Here is a 21,702-nt window from a genome sequence, read left to right as displayed (position 1 = left end):
ATTATTTTGGATATTCCAGTGCCATCGGATGATTAATCCGTTGTCGCAAGACGATCATTTTTACGCGCAAAGCGCATCCGCAGGCGGTCAAAGAACAGATACACCACCGGGGTGGTGTACAGCGTCAGCAACTGGCTGACGACTAAACCGCCAACGATGGTGATCCCCAGCGGCTGGCGCAGTTCCGCGCCGTCACCGCTGGTCAGCACCAACGGCAATGCGCCAAACAGCGCCGCCAGCGTAGTCATCATAATCGGGCGAAAACGCAACAAGCAGGCCTGGAAAATCGCCTCTTCGGGTTGCAGGTTACCGATACGCTGCGCGTCTATCGCGAAGTCCACCATCATGATGGCGTTCTTCTTCACAATACCAATTAAGAGCATGATGCCGATAAGCGCAATTAAGCTAAACGGCGCACCAAATAGTTCCAGTGCCAGCAAAGCTCCGACGCCCGCAGAGGGCAGGGTAGAGAGGATTGTCAGCGGGTGAACGTAGCTCTCATACAAAATCCCCAGCACGATATACACCGTGGCGATGGCAGCGATAATCAGCAACACCTGGGATTTCATGGTGTCCTGGAACACCTGCGCGGTTCCGGCGTACATCCCGCGCACAGTGGAAGGCACGCCTAATGCCGTCATAGTGCGGTCGATGGCCTCGCTTGCTTCCGATAACGACACGCCGGTTGGCAGGTTAAAGGACACCGTAGACGCGGCGGATAACCCCTGGTGGTTGACTGATAGCGGGGCGTTCGCCGGTTGCCATTTGGCAAAGTAAGAAAGCGGGATCGGCTTGCCCTCTTTATTCATGACAAACATTTGGTCCAGCGCGCTGATGTCCTGCGTATAACGTGGGTCGACTTCCATCACCACTTTGTACTGGTTTAGCGGCTGATAAATGGTCGAAATCTGCCGCTGGCCAAAGGCGTTATTTAGCAGGTTATTGGCATCTGAGACGCTGATCCCCAACCGTGCCATGGTTTCACGGTCATAAATCAAGTCCATTTCCGCACCGTTGTCCTGGCTGTCGGAGTTTACGTCAGCCAGCTGCGGTAGTTTGGCGAGCGCCTGGCGAATTTTCGGCTCCCAGGTACGCAAGTCGGCTAAATTATCGGAAAGTAGCGTGTACTGGTAACTGGCATTGGCCTGGCGGCCGCCAACACGGATATCCTGCACAGCCATTAAGAACAGGCTCGCGCCCGGCTCTTTTGCCAGCGACTGACGTAAACGATCGATAACCTGTTGCGCGGTTTCTTTACGCTCAGAAAGTGGCTTTAACGAGATAAACATCATGCCGCTGTTGACCCGTGAACCCCCGGTAAAACCCGTGACGTTATCGACGGCAGGATCGTCACGGACGATTTTCATAAAGTCCTGCAATTTGCCGCGCATCGCCTGGAAGGAAATGCTCTGGTCGGCCTGAATGTTGCCCATTAAACGCCCGGTATCTTGTTCCGGGAAGAAGGTTTTCGGGATCGCAATATACAGCCAGACGTTCAGTGCGATGGTCGCCAGTAGCACAACGCCCACCAGTTTAGTGTGGTTCAGCACCCACTTAAGCGAGCGCCCGTAGCCCTCTTGCATCGCAATCAGTACACGCCCAAAGCCGCGTTTGCGGGTCGGGCTATGTGGCGGTTTGTTCTTTAACAGCCACCCGCACATCATTGGCGTAAGCGTAATCGACACCACCAGTGAAATCCCGATGGCAACGGAAAGCGTGACGGCAAACTCCTTGAATAACCGACCCGGTAAGCCGCCCATTAACAGTAACGGCAGGAAAACCGCGACCAGCGACAGACTCATCGACAACACGGTAAAGCCCACTTCGCGCACGCCCTGAAGTGCCGCCTGTAAGGGTTTGACGCCCGCTTCGAGGTGGCGGGAAATATTTTCCAGCACCACTATCGCGTCATCTACCACAAAACCGGTGGCGATGGTCAGCGCCATCAACGACAAGTTATTCAGGCTAAAGCCGCACAAATACATGGCGATGAACGTACCAATCAGGGACACCGGTACCGCTACTGCGGGAATCAGAGTTGCCCGGCCGGAGCGCAGGAACAGGAACACCACCAGAATGACCAGCGCAACGGAGATAATCAGCGATTGTTCGACTTCGGCAAGTGATGCACGAATGGTGGGTGAGCGATCCTGAGCTATCTGCAAATCAATCGACGCCGGAATCGTTTCACGCAGCTCGGGGATTTTTGCCCGGATCCTGTCCACCGTTTCGATGATATTCGCTTCCTGGGATTTACGAATCATCAGCAAAATCGCGGGCTTCGCGTTGGTCATCCCGGCGTTGCGCACATCTTGAACGGAGTCGGTGACGGTGGCGACATCGCTTAAATGCACCGCACCACCATTGTTGTAATGAATAATTAACGGCTGATATTCCGCAGCGGTTTTGAGTTCATCATTGGTTTGCAGCTGCCAGCGGCGTGCGCCGTCTTCCAGTGCACCTTGCGGGCGGCGCACGTTGGCGTTGTCGATTGCCGTACGAACGGCATCAAGCGAAACGCCCTGGTTAAACAGCGCCTGAGGATTCAGGCCGACGCGAACGGCGGGGAGCGAACTGCCGCCGACATCCACATCACCCACGCCATCAATCTGTGCCACGGTTTGCGCCAGTTGCGTGGAGGCGAAATCATAAAGCTGGCCTTGGGAAAGCGTGTCTGAAGTCAGTGTCAGAATGATAATGGGCGCATCAGACGGGTTGGCTTTGCGATAGGTCGGGCGGCTTGGCATACCGCTTGGCAACAGGCTTTGTGCGGCGTTGATTGCAGCCTGCACATCACGCGCCGCACCGTTGATATCGCGATCAAAGGTAAACTCCAGAATGATGCGCGTGCTGCCGAGCGAACTCGACGACGTCATCTCATTTACCCCGGCAATACGCCCGAGCGCCCGTTCAAGCGGCGTAGCCACTGACGACGCCATGGTTTCAGGGGAGGCACCCGGCAGTGATGCGCTGACCATAATCACCGGGAAATCCACCTGTGGCAGCGGGGCCACAGGCAGCAAACGAAAGCCCAGCACGCCACACAATGTAATGGCGGCGGTCAGCAAAATGGTGGCGACGGGCCGGTAGATGAACAGTGCGAAGAATTTCACAGCACTTCCTCATCGCGACGACCAAAACGGCGACTTACTGCATGCGACAGGTTATCAAATAGCAAGTAAATCACCGGAGTGGTGAACAGCGTCAGTACCTGGCTCACCAGCAAACCGCCGACCATGCCGATACCCAACGGGCGGCGCAGTTCTGCACCGACGCCGGTTGAGAGCATCAGCGGCAATGCCCCCAGAAGGGCGGCAAGTGTGGTCATCAGAATCGGGCGAAAACGCAGCAAACAAGCCTGATAAATGGCATCGTACGGCTTCATTCCTTGCTCGCGCTCCGCCGCCAGGGCGAAGTCGATCATCATGATGGCGTTTTTCTTCACGATCCCGATGAGCAAAATAATGCCGATTATCGCAATCACATCCAGCTCAGCCCCTGCCAGCATCAACGCCATTAATGCGCCGACACCCGCGGTTGGAAGGGTCGAAAGGATAGTTATCGGGTGGATAAAACTTTCGTATAGCACGCCGAGCACGATATACATCGCCACCACTGACGCCACGATAAGCCAGATGGTGCTGCCGAGTGCAGCCTGGAAGGCGAGGGTGCTGCCCTGGAACTGCGTGGTGATATCCGCAGGCATGGCGAGCTCTTTTTCCGCCGCGGTAATCGCTTTGACGGCCTCTTCCAGGGAGTGATCGTTTGTGACGTTAAACGAGAAAGTGGTCGACGGGAACTGGTCGAGATGATTGACCGTCAGCGGCGCAAAACGCTGCTCTATTTTTGCAATGCTGTTTAGCGGCACGCTCCCGCCATCGGTGCTGGCAAGGCGGATATTATCCAGCGCGCTCAGGCCCGGTGTCGTGCTGGTGTCGTGTTCCAGTACCACGCGATACTGGTTAGCCTGGGTGTAAATGGTGGAAATCAGGCGCTGGCCAAACGCGTTATACAACGCATTGTCGACATCAGACATTGAGATGCCCAAACGACTGGCACTGGCGCGGTCGACATTGACATACGCCACCAGACCTTGATCCTGCCAGTCGCTGCTGACATCCGACAATTGCGGCAATGTGCGCAGCTTTTCGGTGAGTTGTGGAACCCAGGTGCTCAGTTCATCAAGGGACATCGCCTGTAAGCTGAACTGGTACTGGGTGCGGCTGACGGTGGTGTCGATGGTCAAATCCTGCACCGGTTGCAAATAAAGTTCGACGCCAGGTACTTTCGCCACGTCAGCTTGTAACCGCTCGATGACCACCGGAATGCGGTCGTCACGGTCGCTCAACGGCTTGAGGTTAATTTGCAAACGCGCACTGTTCAGTGACGGATTGGTACCATCCACGCCAACAAATGAGGTCAGGCTTTCTACCGCCGGATCTTTCATTATCACATCTGCCACCTGCTGTTGGCGGGAAGCCATACTGGAGAAGGAGACAGATTGTGGCGCTTGTAAGGTGCCCTGAATAATGCCGTTGTCCTGAATCGGGAAGAAGCCTTTCGGGATAAACATCCACAGCACCACGGTGAGGGCCAGAGTGCCAAAAGCGACGCCCAGCGTTAGCCACGGGTGGTGCAGCACGCGCGTCAAAATACGGCCATAACCGGCAATGACACGCTCGAAAAAGCGCTCGCTGGCTCGGGAGAAACGGTTCTGCTTGCGTAATGATTCGTGGCTCAACATGCGTGCGCACATCATCGGCGTTAGCGTCAGTGACACCACCGCAGAGATCAGAATCGCAATAGCCAAAGTGACGGCAAATTCGCGGAACAGGCGGCCAACGATATCGCCCATAAACAGCAGTGGGATAAGCACGGCGATCAGCGAAAAGGTTAGCGAGATAATGGTGAAGCCAATTTCACCGGCACCTTTCAGCGAGGCGGCGAGCGGTTTTTCACCTTTTTCGATATAACGCGAGATGTTTTCGATAACCACAATCGCATCGTCGACCACGAAACCGGTGGCGATGGTTAACGCCATCAGCGTCAGGTTGTTTATCGAGAAGTCGAGAAAAACCATCACGGCAAAAGTCCCGATCAGCGATAGCGGAACGGCAACCGCCGGGATAATCGTTGCCGGAACGTTGCGCAGGAACAGGTAAATAATCATCACCACCAGCGCGATGGCGAGCATCAGTTCGTACTGGGTGTCGGTAACGGAGGCGCGGATATTGGTGGTGCGGTCGCTAAGCAGTTTGACTTCAACCGATTTCGGCAGGCTTTTGGTTAGCGCGGGCAACATTGCACGAACGCTGTCGGCAGTATCGATAATATTGGCACCCGGCTGGCGCTGCACGTTCATCACGATCGCCGGTTGTTTGTTTGCCCAGGCACCAAGCCAGGCGTTTTCCGCCCCTTGTTCAACGGTTGCCACATCACCAAGACGAATTGGTGCACCGTTCTGATAAGCAATAATCAGGTTGCGATACTCTTCAGCCGACTGCATTTGGTCGTTGGCTGAAAGCGTGACGGCGCGCTCCGGGCCGTCAAGGCTACCTTTTGCCGAGTTAACGTTGGCACTGGTGATGGCTGTGCGCACGGTTTCGCTGGTCAAGCCAAATGCTGCAATCGCCGGAGCGTTAAGTTTCACGCGCACCGCAGGGCGTTGGCCGCCGGAAAGCGTCACCAGACCGACGCCGGACACCTGAGAAATTTTCTGCGCGACGCGCGTTTCCACCATGTCTTCAACTTGCGTCATTGGCATGGCGGTTGAGGTCACGGCGAGCGTCATAATCGGCGGATCGGCCGGGTTAACTTTGCTGTACACCGGCGGGTTGGGGAGATCGGATGGCAACAAGTTTGTCGCGGCGTTAATCGCAGCCTGCACTTCTTGCTCGGCAACATCCAGCGGCAGAGAGAGCTGGAATTGCAGCGTCACCACCGATGCGCCACCAGCACTTTGTGAAGACATTTGTTTCAGGCCGGACATTTGCCCGAACTGGCGCTCAAGCGGGGCGGTAATCGCCGAGGTGACGACATCCGGGCTCGCGCCTGGGTAGAGCGTCACAACCTGAATAGTGGGGTAATCCACTTCGGGTAGTGCAGAAACGGGCAGGAAGCGATAACCGATAATCCCGGCAAGTAAGATCGCCACCATCAAAAGTGTGGTAGCGACAGGCCGCAGGATGAACAGGCGCGATGGGCCACCTGTGGAGCTCGGTGGTAACACCTGCATCAGGAAGTCGCTCCGTTACGTTTGTGTTTTTGCGGGTGTTCGACCTCTTTCGGTGGGGAAGCAGCTGTCGCTGATTGCGCCTCAACTACTTCAACTTTCGCGCCTTCTGTCAGGCGATCAATTCCGTCAGTCACAACACGATCTCCGGCAGAAAGCCCGGCGGCAATCACCACTTTTTGGCTGTCCTGAATGCCGGTCGTGACCAGGTGTTTACTGACTTTATCATCACTATTAAGCACCCAGACAAAGTTGCCTTCGTTACCCATTTGCAGGGCAGCCGTTGGAATGACTACCGCATTTTGCTGGGTATCAACCAGCATTCGCGCGTTGACGAACTGGTTAGGGAAAAGCGCATCGTCTTCATTATTAAAACGAGCTTTGAGTTTGATGGTGCCGGTTGTGGCATCAATTTGGTTATCCAGGCTCAGTAATGCGCCGGTGCTCAGCTTGAGTTTGTTGGTGCGATCCCAGGCCTCAACGCTAAGCGTGGCTCCCGCTTTTTGCGCTTTGACAACGGTCGCAATATCACCTTCCGGCAGGGTAAAGATCAGGTCAATAGGATGCGTTTGGGTCAGCACCACAATACCTGCGGTGTCGCTGCTGGAGATCTGATTGCCGACATCGACCTGTTTTAGCCCCACGCGGCCATCAATCGGCGCGGTGATGCGGCTCCAGTCGAGTTGCAATTGTGCGCTGGCGACAGCGGCTTCATCGGCTTTTATCGTCCCGACAGATTCATTGACCAGCGCTTGTTGGGCGTCCATCTCCTGGCGGGAAACCAGATTGGTTTTAACCAGTTGCTGATAACGTGCCAGGTCACGGCGTGCATTGGCAAGTGTTGCCTGATCTTTTGCCAGCTGCCCTTGAGCCTGGGCGAGGGCGATTTTGAACTGGCTTGGGTCAATTTCTGCCAGCAAATCACCGGCTTTAACCTGTTGCCCTTCCTGGAAGTGAATGGCCAGCAATTGCCCGTCTACCCGGCTGCGCACCGTGACAGTATTGGCCGCAGTAATGGTGCCGAGACCCGTCAGGTAACGCGGCACAGATTCGCTGGTTGCCGTTGCGGCTTGCACCGGGGCTAACGCGCCACCGCGCATCCCGTGGCGACCGCCAGCAGGGCGTTGTTGTGTCGATTGCGAACCTGCGGTGTCGTTACCGGCATTCATGTTACGCCAGAAGAAAATGGCGGCGATAACGACAATGACTGCTGCTGCAATCCAAAACCAACGAGCGGTGAATGTGCCTTTCATAGATGTACGTATTCTCTTCCTGAAACGATTATCCCCGTCATGCTCAGGGGTTAGGCCTAATGATACTAGTGTAGTGAGATAAGGCAGCGGAAAAATGGAGGAATTATGAAGTACTGTATGGATCCATCAAGGGGGATGGTTTTTTGCGTAGCGCCTCGGAAGAAAACGGTTGAATAGTATCCTGTTTGAATTTTGGGCAATAAACTGTGGTTTATACATTTAATATAAACTATAGTTTATAAGGCAACGCTATGACATGGAAGATATTGACTACAAAACGGTATGAAGAATGGTTTGATGAGCAACACAATGACCTTCAGGAAAAGATGCTTGCAGTGATGGGGCATTTACGGTTTTGGGGGCCTTATTTGCCTCGTCCCTATGCCGACACTGTAAATGGTTCACGTTTTGCCAACATGAAAGAGTTGAGAGTTCAGCACCAGGGTAAGCCCGTTCGGGCATTTTATATTTTTGATTACCGCCGAAATGCTGTTCTGTTGTGCGCAGGTGATAAGTCGAAAACTAAACGGTTCTACGAATCGATGATCGCTATTGCGGACAAAGAGTTTATAGCTTGGTTGAAGTCACAGGAAAAATAATATGAAAAACAATCCGAAAGGTTACAGCACATTAGAAGAGTTAATTGCTCGTCGTTCACCTGAAAGTCAGAAACGAATAGCTGAAGCGACTCAGGAACTGATTCTGGAAAGCTGTCTGTCAATGGTTCGCGAGCAAATGGGCTGGTCGCAACAACAACTGGCAGAAGCGATGGGTATCAGCCAACCGGCGGTGACGGCCATTGAAAAACGCGGCAATGAAGTCAAACTGGGGACGTTAAAGCGTTATATCGAAGCGTTGGGTGGCAAACTCTCGCTGCAAATTGAGTTTCCGGATGGTGTTAAACAGATGAAAATTTAAAACGCCGCAGGTTCCCCCACGGCGTGGTTTTTAATTAGCGGAACACCACATCAGCCCAACGGGCAAGGCCTGCGGTGACGGAGCCGAAATCATCGCCTCCTGCCAACGGAATACCCGGTAATTGCTGCGCAAGTGCATGCTTGAGCAATGGCGAACGGGCACTCCCGCCGGTGAGATAAATCACATCAGGTTTTACCGCACTGTTTTCCAGCGCCAGTGTGACTTGCTCGAGAATACGTTGCAGCGGCTGGCTGATAGCACTTTCCAGCTCTGTTTGAGTAATCTCGCAGCCCAGTTCTTTACTGATAAACGGCAGCATGGTCGCGACTTGCTGGCTGTCTGAAAGCGCAATTTTGCTCTCTTCAGCTGCGCGCACCAGGCGATAGCTAAGACGCTGGCGCCAGACTTTTTGCAGGAATGCGACTTTCTCAGGCTCACGCGAATCGCGTACCAACTCGTTTAGCATGCGGCCATTGGCACTGCTGTAAAAATCGTTTTGCGCCGGGACATCGTTTATCGCAACCGCATTCCACCACGGCAGTACCGGCAGCGCGATGCCTTTCTCCGTTTGGCCGCCCATGCCCAGTAAGGGGGAGAGCTGTTTGAAAGCCAGCATGATATCCAGATCGTTACCGCCAACACGGCAGCCGCTATGGCCGAGCAGACTTTGCTCGCGGTCACGTCGGGCGCGCCATTGTGGGCCCATCAGTAACACCGAGCAGTCGGTAGTCCCGCCGCCGATATCCACGACGAGCACCTGTTTTTCTTCCGTTAGCGTCGCTTCAAAATCGAGGCCTGCCGCGACCGGCTCAAACTGAAACACCACGTCTTTAAAGCCCGCGCGATGAGCTGCGCGGTCAAGAATACCTTGCGCCTGCTGGTTTGCTTCATCGCCGCCTGAGCCCTGGAAGTTGATCGGGCGACCAATCACGGCTTGAGTGATGGGTTCTGCGACCTGGCTTTGCGCTTGATTGCGAATATGCAGCATCATGGCGCAAACTAAATCTTCGAACAGCGCGACTTGTTGTGGTTTTAATCCGTTGGCGCCGAGGAATGATTTTGGTGATTTAACGAAGTAAACTTCTTCGGGATCTTCCATATACTGCTGCAGGGAGCTGAGCCCAAACTGCACGCTGCCAGGCAACACATCAATATCTTCTTCGCGGTTAAAAGAGACCGCTCGACGCAGCAATGCCTGGGTTTCAGTACCGGTAGCCGGGACTTCGTGATGACGATAAAGCCACTCACTCACTGATTCACGTGTCGGTGCGCACAACATTGACGGAAGCAATGTCGAACCGTTTTCCATCTCCAGCGCCTGTGGAACGCCATCGCGCATCACTGCTACAGAGCAGTTTGCAGTACCATAATCAAAGCCTATAAATTGCATAACATCCCCCATGCCGGTGAAGAAGGGGGGCGACTTTAGCGGAATGTGAAGCACTGAGCAATAAAATATACTTCTGTGCCGCCGATACTCAACAGCAGAGATGAAAGTATGTACCAACTAGACTACAACCCGCCTTATGACTGGAAGTGGATGTTTGGATTTCTGGCCGGACGTGCGGTCAGTGGCATTGAGATTGTCTCAGAGGATCGTTATTGCCGCAGTTTTGCACTGGGGAACCATCAGGGGTTACTGACGCTTGAAGCGGATGAAGCAGCCTGCCGGCTAAACGTGACGCTAAGTGAAGGTTTGCAGCCAGTTGCCAGCGAAGTGTTAGCGCGAATAAAGCAGTTGCTGGATTTGGATTGCCAGCCGCATACCATTCTTGAAAGCCTCGGTGAATTGTCGGTGGCGCGTCCGGGCCTGCGCCTACCCGGCTGTATGGATACTTTTGAGCAAGCTATTCGCGCAATTTTAGGGCAACTGGTGAGCGTGGCGATGGCTGCAAAACTGGCCAGTAAACTGGCGCTCACCTTTGGTGAGCAGCTGGTGGAACACCCAGAATGGGTTATTTTCCCACGCCCTGAGGAGTTGGCATCGTTGGTGCCTGAACAGCTAAAAGCGCTTGGTATGCCGCTAAAACGCGGTGAGGCGATTATTCATCTGGCGCGTTTGATGGTCGAGGGTGAGTTCCCGCTACACAGCCCTGCGGATGTGGAACAAGGCGTGAAAATGCTGACAACGTATCCAGGAATTGGCCGCTGGACAGCAAACTACATCGCTTTGCGTGGCTGGCAGGCAAGCGATGTATTCTTGCCTGATGATTATTTGATAAAGCAGCGTTTCCCCGGCATGACGCCTGCACAAATCCGCCATTACGCAGAACGCTGGAAACCCTGGCGCTCCTACGCGCTATTGCACATCTGGTATAGCGAAGGCTGGTTTCCGGCAGTTGAACCCGAGCCTCAGTTAATCGCAAAATAACTGGAGTTAAGCAGCATTTCCAGCGGGGTTGGTTGTGTCACCGCTTCACCATAAATCAGCTCTACACCAATGCCGGAAAGCGTATCCAACACCATCGGGATATCCGCCGGGCCAGCGATGGTTTGTAATGACTGGCGCTGTGCGTGGCCATGAATTATGGTCACCATCATTTCGTCCATCAGGTTGCAATGCACGTTCTGAATCAGTTCGCTGTCCACAATGATGTAACTGAAATGCTGGCGTGATATGTCTTTAAAGATATCCAGATCGCGGCCCACATGACTCAAAATTAGCTGGCAGCCGCTGTCGCGAAGCCGTTGCAGGTTGCGGTCGATTCTTTCATCTTCATGTTGCAACGCTTCGCAATGGATCATCAGGTGCAACAAGCGTGCGGGGAGGGGGCTACGTGATAATTGCGCCAGTATTTCATCGACGACGTTATCGCTTGCGAGGCCAGCAGAGGAAAGGGTGAATGCAACCCCAAAGCCTTTGTTGGCCACTTGCAGGGCAAACTTGCTGAAGAATTCATTAAAAATCCGCAGGTCGAGTGCACATTGCAGATTTTTATCGGTCACTGCGGCACGGAAAACGGACTCATTAATCACCATATCGTCACTTCCCCACAAGCGCAGCGACATGACATAGAAGCTGGTTGTCTCCGGGATGCGTGGTGGGGCAACACCCTGGGCGACCATCAGAATAGGGTTGTCATTGATAATGCGTTTTTGTTCATCGACAGAAAAATTCTGATCGTTGGTGTGAATATCGTGCTGGGAAGATTCAAACACCGTTACCCGGCCACGGCCGCCATTTTTCGAGGCGTAACAGGCTATATCCGCTTGAGACAGCACTTCCGAGGCTATTCGGTTATCGGCGTCAATTTGCGTGATCCCGGCACTGGCACCAATACGATGCAGACGCCCGTTCCAGGTAAAGTGGTAGTCATTGATACTCTGAATAATACGTTCAGAAATATGACGTGCGTTGTCTGCTGAACAGTCCGGGAGGAGCAGGCCAAACTCATCGCCACCCAGACGAGCCAGGAAGTCTCCAGTGCGCAACATGCTAAGCATTAAGGAAGCCAGTTCGCGCAGCAGCGCATCGCCCGCCGCGTGCCCCGCAGTGTCGTTCACCGCTTTAAACCGGTCGAGATCGATAAATACCAGAGCGTGGCGTTGGCGGTTTTCCCCGGCGCTTTGCAGTAAACGCTTGAGATGATTTTCGAAACTCACCCGGTTTGCCAGGTGCGTCAGGCCATCGTGTGAAGCGCTGTAGCTCAGTTGTTTGAGCATTTTCCGCGATTCAGTGACATCCTGAATAACCAAAACCGAGCCGATACTTTGCCCATCAAGTGTGGTTAACGGGGTAATGCTATAATGAATGTCGTAACTGCCGCCGTTGCGGCAATGCAGAACCACATCATGCTCGATAGTTGTGCGTGAATAATCACCGCTGTGAATGTTTTCCATCACCGGACCGGTGTCGCCAAACGTGATGTGTAAAATCGCCAGAATATGCTGGCCAATCGCCTGCTGTTGCGGCCAGCCGCTGAGCTTTTCGGCAATCGGGTTCATAAAGGTGATATTCATATCCACGTCGGTACAGATCACCGCTTCCCCAATTGAGTCCAGCGTGATGTGCAGTCGCTCTTTTTCCTGGTACAGCGCTTCGTTAAGCTGTTTGACTTCCGTCATATCCATGTTGATACCGAGCAAACGCTCAACATCACCATTCTTATTCAGTACGCGGTTCGCCAGCGAGCGAATATGGCGAATACCCTCTTTGACATTAATGCGGTATTCCATTTTAAATGGCACACGATCATGCAAGGCTTCGCGAACTGTTTTCTCAGCCGCAGCGGCGTCATCAGGAACAATACATTCCAGCCATAAAGCGTAGGTGGGTTTCATATGGGCCGGGACTTCGTAGAGATCAAACATGCGTTTATCCCAGCTAATCACATCGCTGACAAGATCCCACTCCCAAATCCCAATTCCGCCCGCTTCATTAGCCAGCGTAATGCGCTCCATCAACCGCTTATTCACCCATTCGGTATGCTTGAGGTCGTTGATGTCTTCGATTTGCGCGATTAAATAGAGCGGGGAACCGTCAATATCGCGCACGATAGATACCGCAAGCAGTGCCCACACCACATCACCCTTACTGGTGTAGTAGCGCTTTTCCATCGAATAGCTGTTGATACTACCGCTAACCAGCATATTGAGTTGCTGCAAATCAGCATGTAAATCTTCCGGATGCGTAATTTGCTGGAAGGTGAGTGAGCGAAGCTGCTCCGGGGTATAGCCAAGGAATTTGCTCAGTGATTTATTAACCTGCAACCACTGCCCGTCGGTCGAAACCAGCGCCATACCAATGGCTGAGTACTCCATGGCGTTACGGAAACGTGCTTCACTTTCGGTGATGTGCTTACGCTCTTCACGAAATGAATACATCACCATCGTCATGACGTTTGCCGGCAGCAAAATCATCAGAAACGGCAGCCAGGGCGCATTGTTCATGATTGCTGTGTGGGGCTGTTGCAGGCCGGTTTGATTGGTGGTGGCCATCATTAATGAGACAACCATGAGTGTCCCAAGGAAAACAATAAAGGCTTCCAGGCGGGGCAGGCGGATTGCACTCCACATCAGAAAAACAATAATAAAAGTAAAAGGCCATGGCATATAAAGCAGGGCGAGATAGCTCAGGGTCAGAGTGATAACAAAAGTGAATATCGTTTCTACTAATAGTTTTGGGTTCTTATAGCGTAATAAATAGGCAGGTTTAAACAATAATGCTGTTGGAACCAATGCCAGGCTACCGATCGTTTCTGACAGAACCCAGACAAAAAAGGTTTTTGCGACATTTGCGCCACTCAAGCCTTCCAGCCAAACCGCCAGCAACCCTCCAACCAGCGGGGGGATTACGGCGCTGCCGACGACCAGCCGCACCCAGCTATTAAGATTTTGCAGTGGATTATGCTGTGGCAACAGACGGCGCAATAAAGATGCGCCGAGCAACGCCTCAATAATATTGATAGCGGAATAGCCGAGATTAATTTCATTTATGGGAAATACAACAGCCGATGCGCACAAACTGCCGAGAGCACAAACCACAATGACCATTGGCCACTGGCGAAAAGAATGGCGAAATAATGCCACCATCATGATGGACGTTGGGAACCATAATGGCGCTAAAACAGTACCGACTAGTGATAATTCCAGGGAGTAATAGGTAAATACAAAGCTTAGAACCCCTAATCCCACCGGCAGTACGAAGGAAGGCATTGCGATTAACTCTTTTGTGCTTTGTTTGATCATTACCGCAAATCCGTTAAGGCGTGCCGCCAGGTGCCATGCCCGGATGCAAATAAAAAAGATAAGTGTCGGTTTATGCTAGTACAAACAATTTACAATTCCTATGCAGTGCGGTCATAATTTAACATCAAGAAGTCATAAAAAGTGATATTTGACAGACTTATTTTCACCTCTTGATAATAGTCATATTTATTGAAAGGACATTATTGCCTTCCCCTTCAGCAGCTAAAATCGCCCTTGAGAGCGCATTACTCTGGTATCAGCGGGCGGATCTCCCTATAATTGCCGCGTTTGACGCATGTAGCGTCGCCCTTCCTCAACATTTAAGTCAACAAGGCTCGTTACAACATGACTGACAAGTCCCATCAATGCGTCATCATCGGGATAGCCGGTGCGTCGGCTTCAGGAAAAAGTCTTATTGCCAGCACACTGTATCGCGAATTGCGTGATCAGGTTGGTGATGAACACATTGGTGTCATTCCAGAAGACAGTTATTACAAAGACCAAAGCCATCTTTCGATGGAAGAACGAGTTAAGACCAACTACGACCATCCTAATGCGATGGACCACAATCTGCTGTTCCAGCATTTACAAACGCTTAAATCCGGTAACCCCATTGAACTGCCTGTCTACAGCTATGTGGAGCACACCCGTACCGGTAACACTGTTCATTTAATGCCGAAGAAAGTCATCATTCTGGAAGGGATTTTGTTGCTGACGGATGCCCGTCTGCGCGAAGAGATGAACTTTTCTATCTTTGTTGATACGCCGCTGGATATTTGCCTGATGCGTCGTATGAAACGTGATGTAAACGAACGTGGCCGTTCAATGGACTCTGTAATGGCCCAATACCAGAAAACCGTTCGTCCTATGTTCTTACAATTCATCGAACCTTCTAAGCAGTATGCCGATATCATCGTGCCGCGCGGGGGTAAAAACCGTATTGCCATTGATATCCTCAAAGCAAAAATCAGTCAGTTCTTTGAATAACCACTCCGGTTAACGCGCCTGTAGCAAGTCTGTTCTTGCAGCTTGCTCGCAAAAAATAATGAAATCCCGGTGTTTACCCTGCCACAGCATGGCTATCTCAGCCCCGCTGTGGCAGGGTAAACAAAACTGAGCATGAGATAAGGAGCATCACTGATGCGTTTGTGTGACCGCGATATAGAAGCCTGGCTTGATGACGGGCGCTTAACGATTACCCCTCGTCCGCCAGTTGAACGCATTAGCGGAGCAACCGTTGATGTTCGTTTGGGGAACAAATTCCGTACCTTCAGCGGCCATACCGCACCGTTTATTGATTTGAGCGGCCCTAAAGATGAAGTAAGTGAAGCGCTGGAAAGAGTGATGAGTGACGAAATTGTCCTCAAGGAGGGCGACGCATTCTACCTGCACCCTGGTGAACTGGCGCTGGCTGTCACGCTGGAGTCCGTCACGCTGCCTGATAATTTAGTCGGCTGGTTAGATGGGCGTTCATCTTTAGCACGTTTGGGTCTGATGGTTCACGTTACCGCACACCGTATCGATCCGGGCTGGCATGGTTGTATCGTGCTTGAGTTCTATAATTCCGGTAAGTTGCCATTAGCATTACGCCCAGGCATGATGATTGGTGCGTTGAGTTTCGAGCCGCTTTCAGGTCCCGCTGCTCGTCCGTATAACAGCCGCCAGGACGCGAAATATCGCGATCAGCAAGGGGCTGTTGCGAGCCGTATTGATAAGGACTGAGATTCCATCTGTATGGGGATTGTATGAGACGATTATTAACCACGCTGATGATCTTGCTGGTTGTCCTGGTTGCCGGCCTTTCTGCGTTGGTGTTATTGGTTAATCCCAATGATTTTCGTGCATATATGGTGCGCCAGGTTGAAGCTCGCAGTGGTTACCAGCTGGATTTAAGTGGACCATTGCGTTGGCACGTCTGGCCCCAGCTCAGTATTTTATCAGGGCGTATGTCGCTGACCGCACCCGGCGCTTCTCAACCGCTGGTGAGCGCGGACAATATGCGCCTTGATGTTGCGCTTATACCGCTATTGTCACACCAACTCCAGGTTCAGCAGGTGATGCTCAAGGGTGCTGTGATTCAACTCACTCCGCAGTCTGAAGAGCGCCGTCCAAAAGACGCGCCGGTGGGTCCATCAAGCCGCATTTCCCCACCTGAAGAAGAGCGTGGCTGGACGTTCGATATCGGCAAATTAAAAGTTGCTGACAGCGTGCTGGTCTTCCAGCATGACGGTAACGAACAAATTACGGTGCGTAATATCAATCTGCACATGGAACAGAATGATAAAAAACAAGCGCATATCGAACTGAGCAGCCGCATTAATCGCGACCAGCGAGACCTGAGTTTATCGCTGGTGGCCGATCTTGATGCCAGTAATTATCCGCAGCAACTCAGTGCCAATATTTCCAAACTTGATTACCAGCTTCAGGGTGCAGACCTCCCGTCGAAAGGGATTTCAGGCAACAGCACTTTTGTGGCCAACTGGCTTGAACCACAGCGCCGCCTTGAGCTTAATCAGTTGCAATTCACCGCTAACGACAGCGACCTGCAAGGCAATGCGAATGTCGTGCTGGAAGAAAAACCTCAGTGGGTGTTCGACCTCCATTCCAGTAAGTTAAACCTCGACGGTCTGGTTGCGGGTAATATCAACGCTGTGACGGCGACTAAACCGGCTCAGCAAGCCCAGTTGCAAAGTACTTTACCGCGCCCAATCATTGCTTCGGGTATTGAAGACACCAACTATCAGAACCTGCGTAGTTATAGCGCTCAAGTCAAAATTGCCGCTTCAAGTGTGCACTGGCGCGGTCTGGAATTTACCGATGTCCAGACGGCAATGACGAACCAGTATGGTCTGTTGACGGTCTCTGAACTGATGGGGAAATTCGGCAAGGGCAGCATGTCATTCCCTGGCGTTCTTGATGCACGCAAGAATGAGCCGCAGTTAACCTTCAACCCAAAAATCGATGATATTGAAATTGGCCCGATTCTTACCGCATTCGACTACCCCATTGCACTGACTGGATTGTTGTCGATGGAAGGGGAGTTTAGTGGCGACAGGCTCAATGCCGAAGCGTTCCGCCGCAGCTGGGAAGGGGATGCGAGCGTAACAATGTCGCACACCTCAATGCAGGGCATGAACTTCCAGCAGTTGATTCAGCAAGCCGTCACCCGTAGTAATGGTGATGTCGAGGCTCAGGATAACTACGATAACGTTACCACACTCGATAGTTTCTCCGCTCAGGCTAGCCTCGATACCGGCGAGCTGACGCTCAAGCAAATGGCGGGTAAATCTTCCGTGCTTGAACTCACCGGGCAGGGGACGCTTGATTTGGTTAAGCAACAATGTGATACCCGATTTAACGTCACCGTACTGGGCGGCTGGAAAGGGAATACTCAACTCGTTGAAATGCTGAAAACCACGCCAATCCCACTGCGCGTTTATGGACCATGGCAGAAGCTGAATTACTCATTGCAAGTTGACCAGGTGCTGCGTAAACAGTTGCAAGGCGAGGCGAAGCGCCGCCTTAACGATTGGCTCGAGCGCCATAAAGACAGCAGTAAATCGAAAGACGTTAAAGAGTTGCTGGATAAGATGTAATCATCTCAAATCGGGGGAATAGTGGATGTCGCAGCGCTAATCCCCCGGGACAATTCACACCTCGTAATCTGCATCCTCATCGCGGGTCTTCGGTACAATTTGCACCTTCTGAACGCGATGGCTTTCCACCTGTAAAGTTCGCAACAGAAAATCCCCCACTTCAACCGTTTCTCCCCTCACCGGAATATGCTGCAACGCCTCCATCAATAACCCGGCGATGGTGTGATAGTTGCGTTTGTCATCAAGTGGTAATTGCACGTACTGGACCAAATCCTCAAGCGGCATATGCCCGTTCGCCGTCCATGTGCCGTCCGGGTTTTTCTGGATATCATGGCGCGCATCTATTTCTTCGACTTCATTGGGCAAATTACCGGCGATGGTTTCCATCACGTCACTTAACGTCACAACGCCCTCAACTGAACCAAACTCATCCACCACAAAGGCAAAGTGCGTTCTGGCATTGCGGAACTGCTCGAGTGCAGCCAGCAGTGGCAGCGTTTCCGGGAAGATAAGCGGCTGGCGAATTAATACTTCAAGGTTGAGCGGTTCGCCCTTCAGCGATTGCTGTAGCAAATCAATAACGTGAACCACACCTAAAATTTCATCGCCATCACCGGTTATTACCACGCGTGTATGCTGGTTTTTATCCAGCAATGTGCGGATTTGTGGCTCGGGGTCGGTGAGTTTGATGTGTTCAACATCATGGCGTGAAGTCATGATACTGCTCACGGTACGCTGGTTAAGATTGAGTACGCGTTCAATCATCAGGCGTTCCTGTGGCTCAAATATCTCATCTTGCCGGGCGTGGTCGGCAATCAGCGAAGCGGTTTGTGCATCCAGTTCAGCCTCTTCCTTCTTACCATTCAATAAGCGCAGCACGGCTTCAGCGGTGCGCTGGCGCAACGATTGATCAGCAGAAAGGAAACGGCGGCGGTTGAATATCGCCAGCTGGTTTAAACTTTCAATCATCACCGAGAAGCCGATAGCGGCATATAAATAGCCTTTCGGGATATGGTAACCAAAACCGTCTGCGACCAGGCTAAAGCCTATCATCAGCAGGAAGCTCAGGCAGAGAATCACAATAGTTGGGTGGTTATTCACAAAGCGGGTTAAGGCTTTGCTGGCAAGCAGCATCAGGCAAATTGCGATTATCACTGCGGCCATCATCACGGGCAGATGGTCGACCATGCCCACGGCGGTTATCACCGAATCGAGGGAAAAAACTGCATCCAGAATGACGATTTGTGCGACCACGGGCCAGAACCGTGCACCGCGCCGCTGAGTGTGGTTTTCGCTATCTTTGCCCTCAAGCCGTTCGTTGAGCTCAACGGTCGCCTTAAATAAAAGGAATAACCCACCAAAGAGCATGATCAGATCCCGGGCGCTAAAACCAAGTTCACCGAACCTGAACAGCGGGCGGGTTAACGTGACCAGCCAGGAAATGGAGGCCAGCAGCAACAAGCGCATTAGCATCGCAAGAACGAGCCCGGTGACGCGTGCTTTGTCGCGTTGGGCAGGGGGAAGTTTTTCGGCAAGGATAGCGATAAACACCAGGTTATCGATACCCAGGACCAGTTCAATAACGACCAGTGTAATGAGACCAGCCCAGATTGAGGGGTCGGCAATCCATTCCATATCCCGTAGTAAACCTTTTGTTAGATGGCAAACGCCACTATCAAATGATGGTTAACCGCGCGAAAAATTGCAATGTTGCTGGTCGGGATAAATCTTGCAGGGTTTAAATGTTAAATATCTCCCGGTTAATTCCACTTAGTCACTAAGGTAAATAATTAATTATTCGCCAAATAGTGATGTATTGTTTTTTCTTATTGTAAAATTCACATGAGATATATCTGTATATTAAGTTACGCCTTATCATTTATTAATTTTCTGTCAATATAAAGAAAATCCTAAAGGCATGTAATTGTGTTGTTAATACTATTCTTAAAAGCCGCGCTATTGTCTGGCGGTGCCTTGCCTGAAATAGGGTTAGCTGCAACAATCGATATCGGTGACTGATATCGGTTGTATTTTTTATATTCACTGAATCCGTGATATTTAACCGGGCACCCAAAGGTTTATCTCCAAAGACGTGTTCTTTGGTGTTAATTATTATACTCGTTACTTCTTATAAATTGTCTTTTTTCAGTAGGTTGGTGACTGTAAGCCAGGGGCGGTAGCATGCCCGAAGGCCAGAGAATAAGCCTCAATTATTCTGTCAATAGGATGTCGGGAAATAAGCGATTTTTTAGGATTGATGCCAGTTATTTTCTGCATCAACCAGGTTTCAATTTAGGCCTTATTCAAAACCCTAACGAGTCACTTATTTTATACCCAAAATAATTCTAGTGCAGCCAACACCCCTGTAACTTGAATTCTGAAGGGTATGTTCGCTCAGGATAATTACTCTGCCATAGTGATAAATACTCAATGATTAAATACAAACTTAAATTGATGCCTTTATTGGTGTCGGTAGCCCTTATGAGTGGTTGCACAGTACTCCCCGGTAGCAATATGTCTACGATGGGGAAAGACGTTATCAAGCAACAGGATTCAGATTTTGATCTGGACCGCATGGTCAATGTGTATCCGTTAACACCGCGCCTGGTTGAGCAATTACGTGTCCGCCCAGCGGTCGCACAGCCAAATATGTCTCTCGACCAGGAGATCTCTGCTTACCAATACCGTGTGGGGCCAGGCGATGTTCTGAATGTCACGGTTTGGGACCACCCTGAACTCACCACCCCAGCGGGCCAATACCGTAGCTCAAGCGATGCGGGTAACTGGGTACAGTCAGACGGCACCATGTTCTATCCGTATGTCGGCAAAGTAAAAGTCACCGGTAAAACCCTTTCTGAAATTCGCAGTGATATTACCAGCCGCCTTGCGACGTACATCGCTGACCCGCAGGTGGACGTTAATATCGCTGGCTTCCGCTCCCAAAAAGCCTATGTCTCAGGCCAGGTGAATAAATCAGGGCAGCAGGCGATTACCAACGTCCCGCTCACCGTTCTGGATGCCATCAACGCCGCAGGCGGCCTGACTGATGCTGCCGACTGGCGCAACGTGGTGCTGACGCACAACGGTAAGGAACAACGCATTTCCCTACAGGCGCTGATGCAAAACGGCGACCTGAGCCAGAACCACCTGCTTTATCCCGGTGACATCTTATTCGTGCCGCGCAATGACGATCTGAAAGTGTTCGTGATGGGCGAAGTGAAGAAACAAACCACCCTGAAAATGGACTTTAGCGGCATGACGCTGACCGAAGCGCTCGGCCAGGCCGAAGGTCTGGATATGACGGCTTCAAATGCCAGCGGGATCTTCGTGATTCGCCCAATCAAAGAGAAACAGGGCGGCAAAATCGCCAACATTTATCAGCTTGATATGTCGGATGCGACGTCGCTGGTTATGGGCACTGAATTCCAGTTGCAACCTTACGATGTGGTGTATGTGACCACAGCACCTGTCACGCGTTGGAATCGTCTGATCAACCAACTGCTGCCGACGATCAGTGGCGTTCGTTATATGACGGATACCGCCAAAGATATCCATACCTGGTAACGCGCTATGTTCAACAAAATTTTGGTTGTCTGTGTGGGGAATATTTGCCGTTCCCCAACCGCTGAGCGGTTACTCAAAAGCTATCACCCGGAGCTGACCGTGACCTCGGCGGGGCTGGGGGCTTTGGTGGGGAAGGGGGCTGACGCTGGCGCCATTCGTGTCGCCGAACAGCATAACCTCTCCCTTGAGGGGCACTGCGCAAAACAAGTTTCCGGCAAAATGTGCCGCGAATACGACCTGATCCTCGCCATGGAAAAACGCCATATCTCCGCACTTTGCGAAATGGCTCCAGAGATGCGCGGCAAAGTGATGCTGTTTGGTCACTGGGATGCGGAACGGGAAATTCCCGATCCGTATCGCAAAAGCCACGACGCTTTTGAAGCGGTTTACGGTCTTCTGGACCAGAACGCCCAAAAATGGGCTAACGCACTCAACGCTCATCAGGGATAAC

Annotated in this window: 14 protein-coding genes; 8 read left to right on the top strand and 6 right to left on the bottom strand. The window is 51.8% G+C overall.

What is annotated here, in order from left to right:
* Positions 1-32: 32 nt before the first annotated feature.
* The 3 genes from mdtC to M975_RS11695 are packed head-to-tail and all read right to left on the bottom strand — an operon-like array spanning position 33 to position 7,485.
* The gene (mdtC, locus tag M975_RS11705) at positions 33-3,113 is read right to left on the bottom strand and encodes a multidrug efflux RND transporter permease subunit MdtC (protein WP_064559532.1); all 3,081 of its coding nucleotides are present in this window, start codon (positions 3,111-3,113) and stop codon (positions 33-35) included.
* Positions 3,110-6,235 carry an MdtB/MuxB family multidrug efflux RND transporter permease subunit gene (locus tag M975_RS11700; RefSeq protein WP_064559530.1) on the bottom strand — a complete coding sequence of 1,042 codons (3,126 nt, stop codon included), beginning with the start codon at positions 6,233-6,235 and terminating at the stop codon, positions 3,110-3,112. The genes mdtC and M975_RS11700 overlap by 4 nt, the downstream gene beginning before the upstream one ends.
* Complete coding sequence (locus tag M975_RS11695) at positions 6,235-7,485, bottom strand: MdtA/MuxA family multidrug efflux RND transporter periplasmic adaptor subunit (protein ID WP_064559528.1); 1,251 nt, start codon at positions 7,483-7,485, stop codon at positions 6,235-6,237. The genes M975_RS11700 and M975_RS11695 overlap by 1 nt, the downstream gene beginning before the upstream one ends.
* A gap of 251 nt (positions 7,486-7,736) precedes the next feature.
* Between M975_RS11695 and M975_RS11690 the strand changes: the two genes are divergently transcribed.
* Both M975_RS11690 and M975_RS11685 read left to right on the top strand, forming a co-directional pair.
* Positions 7,737-8,084, top strand: coding sequence for a type II toxin-antitoxin system RelE/ParE family toxin (locus tag M975_RS11690; protein WP_064559526.1), 348 nt, complete (start codon positions 7,737-7,739; stop codon positions 8,082-8,084).
* Position 8,085: 1 nt separating this feature from the next.
* The gene (locus tag M975_RS11685; RefSeq protein WP_064559524.1) at positions 8,086-8,403 is read left to right on the top strand and encodes a helix-turn-helix domain-containing protein; all 318 of its coding nucleotides are present in this window, start codon (positions 8,086-8,088) and stop codon (positions 8,401-8,403) included.
* Positions 8,404-8,437: 34 nt separating this feature from the next.
* Here the strand turns inward: M975_RS11685 and yegD are convergent, their stop codons facing one another.
* A complete protein-coding gene (yegD, locus tag M975_RS11680) occupies positions 8,438-9,793 on the bottom strand; it encodes a molecular chaperone (RefSeq protein WP_064559522.1) in 1,356 nt (451 codons plus the stop codon).
* Between the two features lie 108 nt (positions 9,794-9,901).
* Between yegD and alkA the strand changes: the two genes are divergently transcribed.
* Positions 9,902-10,774, top strand: coding sequence for a DNA-3-methyladenine glycosylase 2 (gene alkA, locus M975_RS11675; RefSeq protein ID WP_064559520.1), 873 nt, complete (start codon positions 9,902-9,904; stop codon positions 10,772-10,774).
* Here the strand turns inward: alkA and M975_RS11670 are convergent.
* Complete coding sequence (locus M975_RS11670) at positions 10,756-14,091, bottom strand: diguanylate cyclase (protein ID WP_064559517.1); 3,336 nt, start codon at positions 14,089-14,091, stop codon at positions 10,756-10,758. The two genes, alkA and M975_RS11670, sit on opposite strands and share 19 nt — an antisense overlap.
* A gap of 345 nt (positions 14,092-14,436) precedes the next feature.
* On the opposite strand from M975_RS11670, the gene udk reads away from it, so the two are divergent.
* The 3 genes from udk (at position 14,437) to asmA (ending at position 17,687) form a co-directional block, all read left to right on the top strand.
* On the top strand, positions 14,437-15,078 hold the full coding sequence (udk, locus tag M975_RS11665; RefSeq protein WP_064559515.1) for a uridine kinase: 642 nt from the start codon (positions 14,437-14,439) through the stop codon (positions 15,076-15,078).
* A 153-nt stretch (positions 15,079-15,231) separates the two neighbouring features.
* Positions 15,232-15,813: a dCTP deaminase gene (dcd, locus tag M975_RS11660; protein ID WP_064559513.1), complete on the top strand. Its 582-nt coding sequence runs from the start codon at positions 15,232-15,234 to the stop codon at positions 15,811-15,813.
* A 23-nt stretch (positions 15,814-15,836) separates the two neighbouring features.
* Positions 15,837-17,687 (top strand): outer membrane assembly protein AsmA, encoded by a 1,851-nt coding sequence (asmA, locus tag M975_RS11655; protein WP_064559511.1) that lies wholly within the window; start codon positions 15,837-15,839, stop codon positions 17,685-17,687.
* Positions 17,688-17,741: 54 nt separating this feature from the next.
* Here the strand turns inward: asmA and M975_RS11650 are convergent, their stop codons facing one another.
* Positions 17,742-19,322, bottom strand: coding sequence for a TerC family protein (locus tag M975_RS11650; protein ID WP_064559509.1), 1,581 nt, complete (start codon positions 19,320-19,322; stop codon positions 17,742-17,744).
* A gap of 795 nt (positions 19,323-20,117) precedes the next feature.
* Between M975_RS11650 and M975_RS11645 the strand changes: the two genes are divergently transcribed.
* Both M975_RS11645 and wzb read left to right on the top strand, forming a co-directional pair.
* Positions 20,118-21,251: a polysaccharide export protein gene (locus tag M975_RS11645; protein WP_064559507.1), complete on the top strand. Its 1,134-nt coding sequence runs from the start codon at positions 20,118-20,120 to the stop codon at positions 21,249-21,251.
* 6 nt (positions 21,252-21,257) lie between these two features.
* Entirely contained in the window at positions 21,258-21,701 is a 444-nt protein-coding gene (gene wzb / locus M975_RS11640) for a low molecular weight protein-tyrosine-phosphatase Wzb (RefSeq protein ID WP_064512241.1), read from the top strand.
* Position 21,702 lies beyond the last annotated feature (1 nt).

This window comes from Buttiauxella brennerae ATCC 51605, from assembly GCF_001654925.1.
Taxonomy (GTDB): domain Bacteria; phylum Pseudomonadota; class Gammaproteobacteria; order Enterobacterales; family Enterobacteriaceae; genus Buttiauxella; species Buttiauxella brennerae.
The sequence above is the reverse complement of the archived record's forward strand: the minus strand, read 5'-3'. Positions and strand labels throughout refer to the sequence as shown.

What these genes read in the sequence shown, in the direction of transcription:
- wzb (WP_064512241.1), top strand. Translation starts at nt 21,258, where the DNA reads ATGTTCAACAAAATTTTGGTTGTCTGTGTGGGGAATATTTGCCGTTCC.
- M975_RS11670 (WP_064559517.1), bottom strand. Translation starts at nt 14,091, where the DNA reads ATGATCAAACAAAGCACAAAAGAGTTAATCGCAATGCCTTCCTTCGTA.
- M975_RS11695 (WP_064559528.1), bottom strand. Translation starts at nt 7,485, where the DNA reads ATGAAAGGCACATTCACCGCTCGTTGGTTTTGGATTGCAGCAGCAGTC.
- M975_RS11690 (WP_064559526.1), top strand. Translation starts at nt 7,737, where the DNA reads ATGACATGGAAGATATTGACTACAAAACGGTATGAAGAATGGTTTGAT.
- yegD (WP_064559522.1), bottom strand. Translation starts at nt 9,793, where the DNA reads ATGCAATTTATAGGCTTTGATTATGGTACTGCAAACTGCTCTGTAGCA.
- M975_RS11650 (WP_064559509.1), bottom strand. Translation starts at nt 19,322, where the DNA reads ATGGAATGGATTGCCGACCCCTCAATCTGGGCTGGTCTCATTACACTG.
- M975_RS11700 (WP_064559530.1), bottom strand. Translation starts at nt 6,235, where the DNA reads ATGCAGGTGTTACCACCGAGCTCCACAGGTGGCCCATCGCGCCTGTTC.
- udk (WP_064559515.1), top strand. Translation starts at nt 14,437, where the DNA reads ATGACTGACAAGTCCCATCAATGCGTCATCATCGGGATAGCCGGTGCG.
- dcd (WP_064559513.1), top strand. Translation starts at nt 15,232, where the DNA reads ATGCGTTTGTGTGACCGCGATATAGAAGCCTGGCTTGATGACGGGCGC.
- M975_RS11685 (WP_064559524.1), top strand. Translation starts at nt 8,086, where the DNA reads ATGAAAAACAATCCGAAAGGTTACAGCACATTAGAAGAGTTAATTGCT.
- asmA (WP_064559511.1), top strand. Translation starts at nt 15,837, where the DNA reads ATGAGACGATTATTAACCACGCTGATGATCTTGCTGGTTGTCCTGGTT.
- alkA (WP_064559520.1), top strand. Translation starts at nt 9,902, where the DNA reads ATGTACCAACTAGACTACAACCCGCCTTATGACTGGAAGTGGATGTTT.
- M975_RS11645 (WP_064559507.1), top strand. Translation starts at nt 20,118, where the DNA reads ATGATTAAATACAAACTTAAATTGATGCCTTTATTGGTGTCGGTAGCC.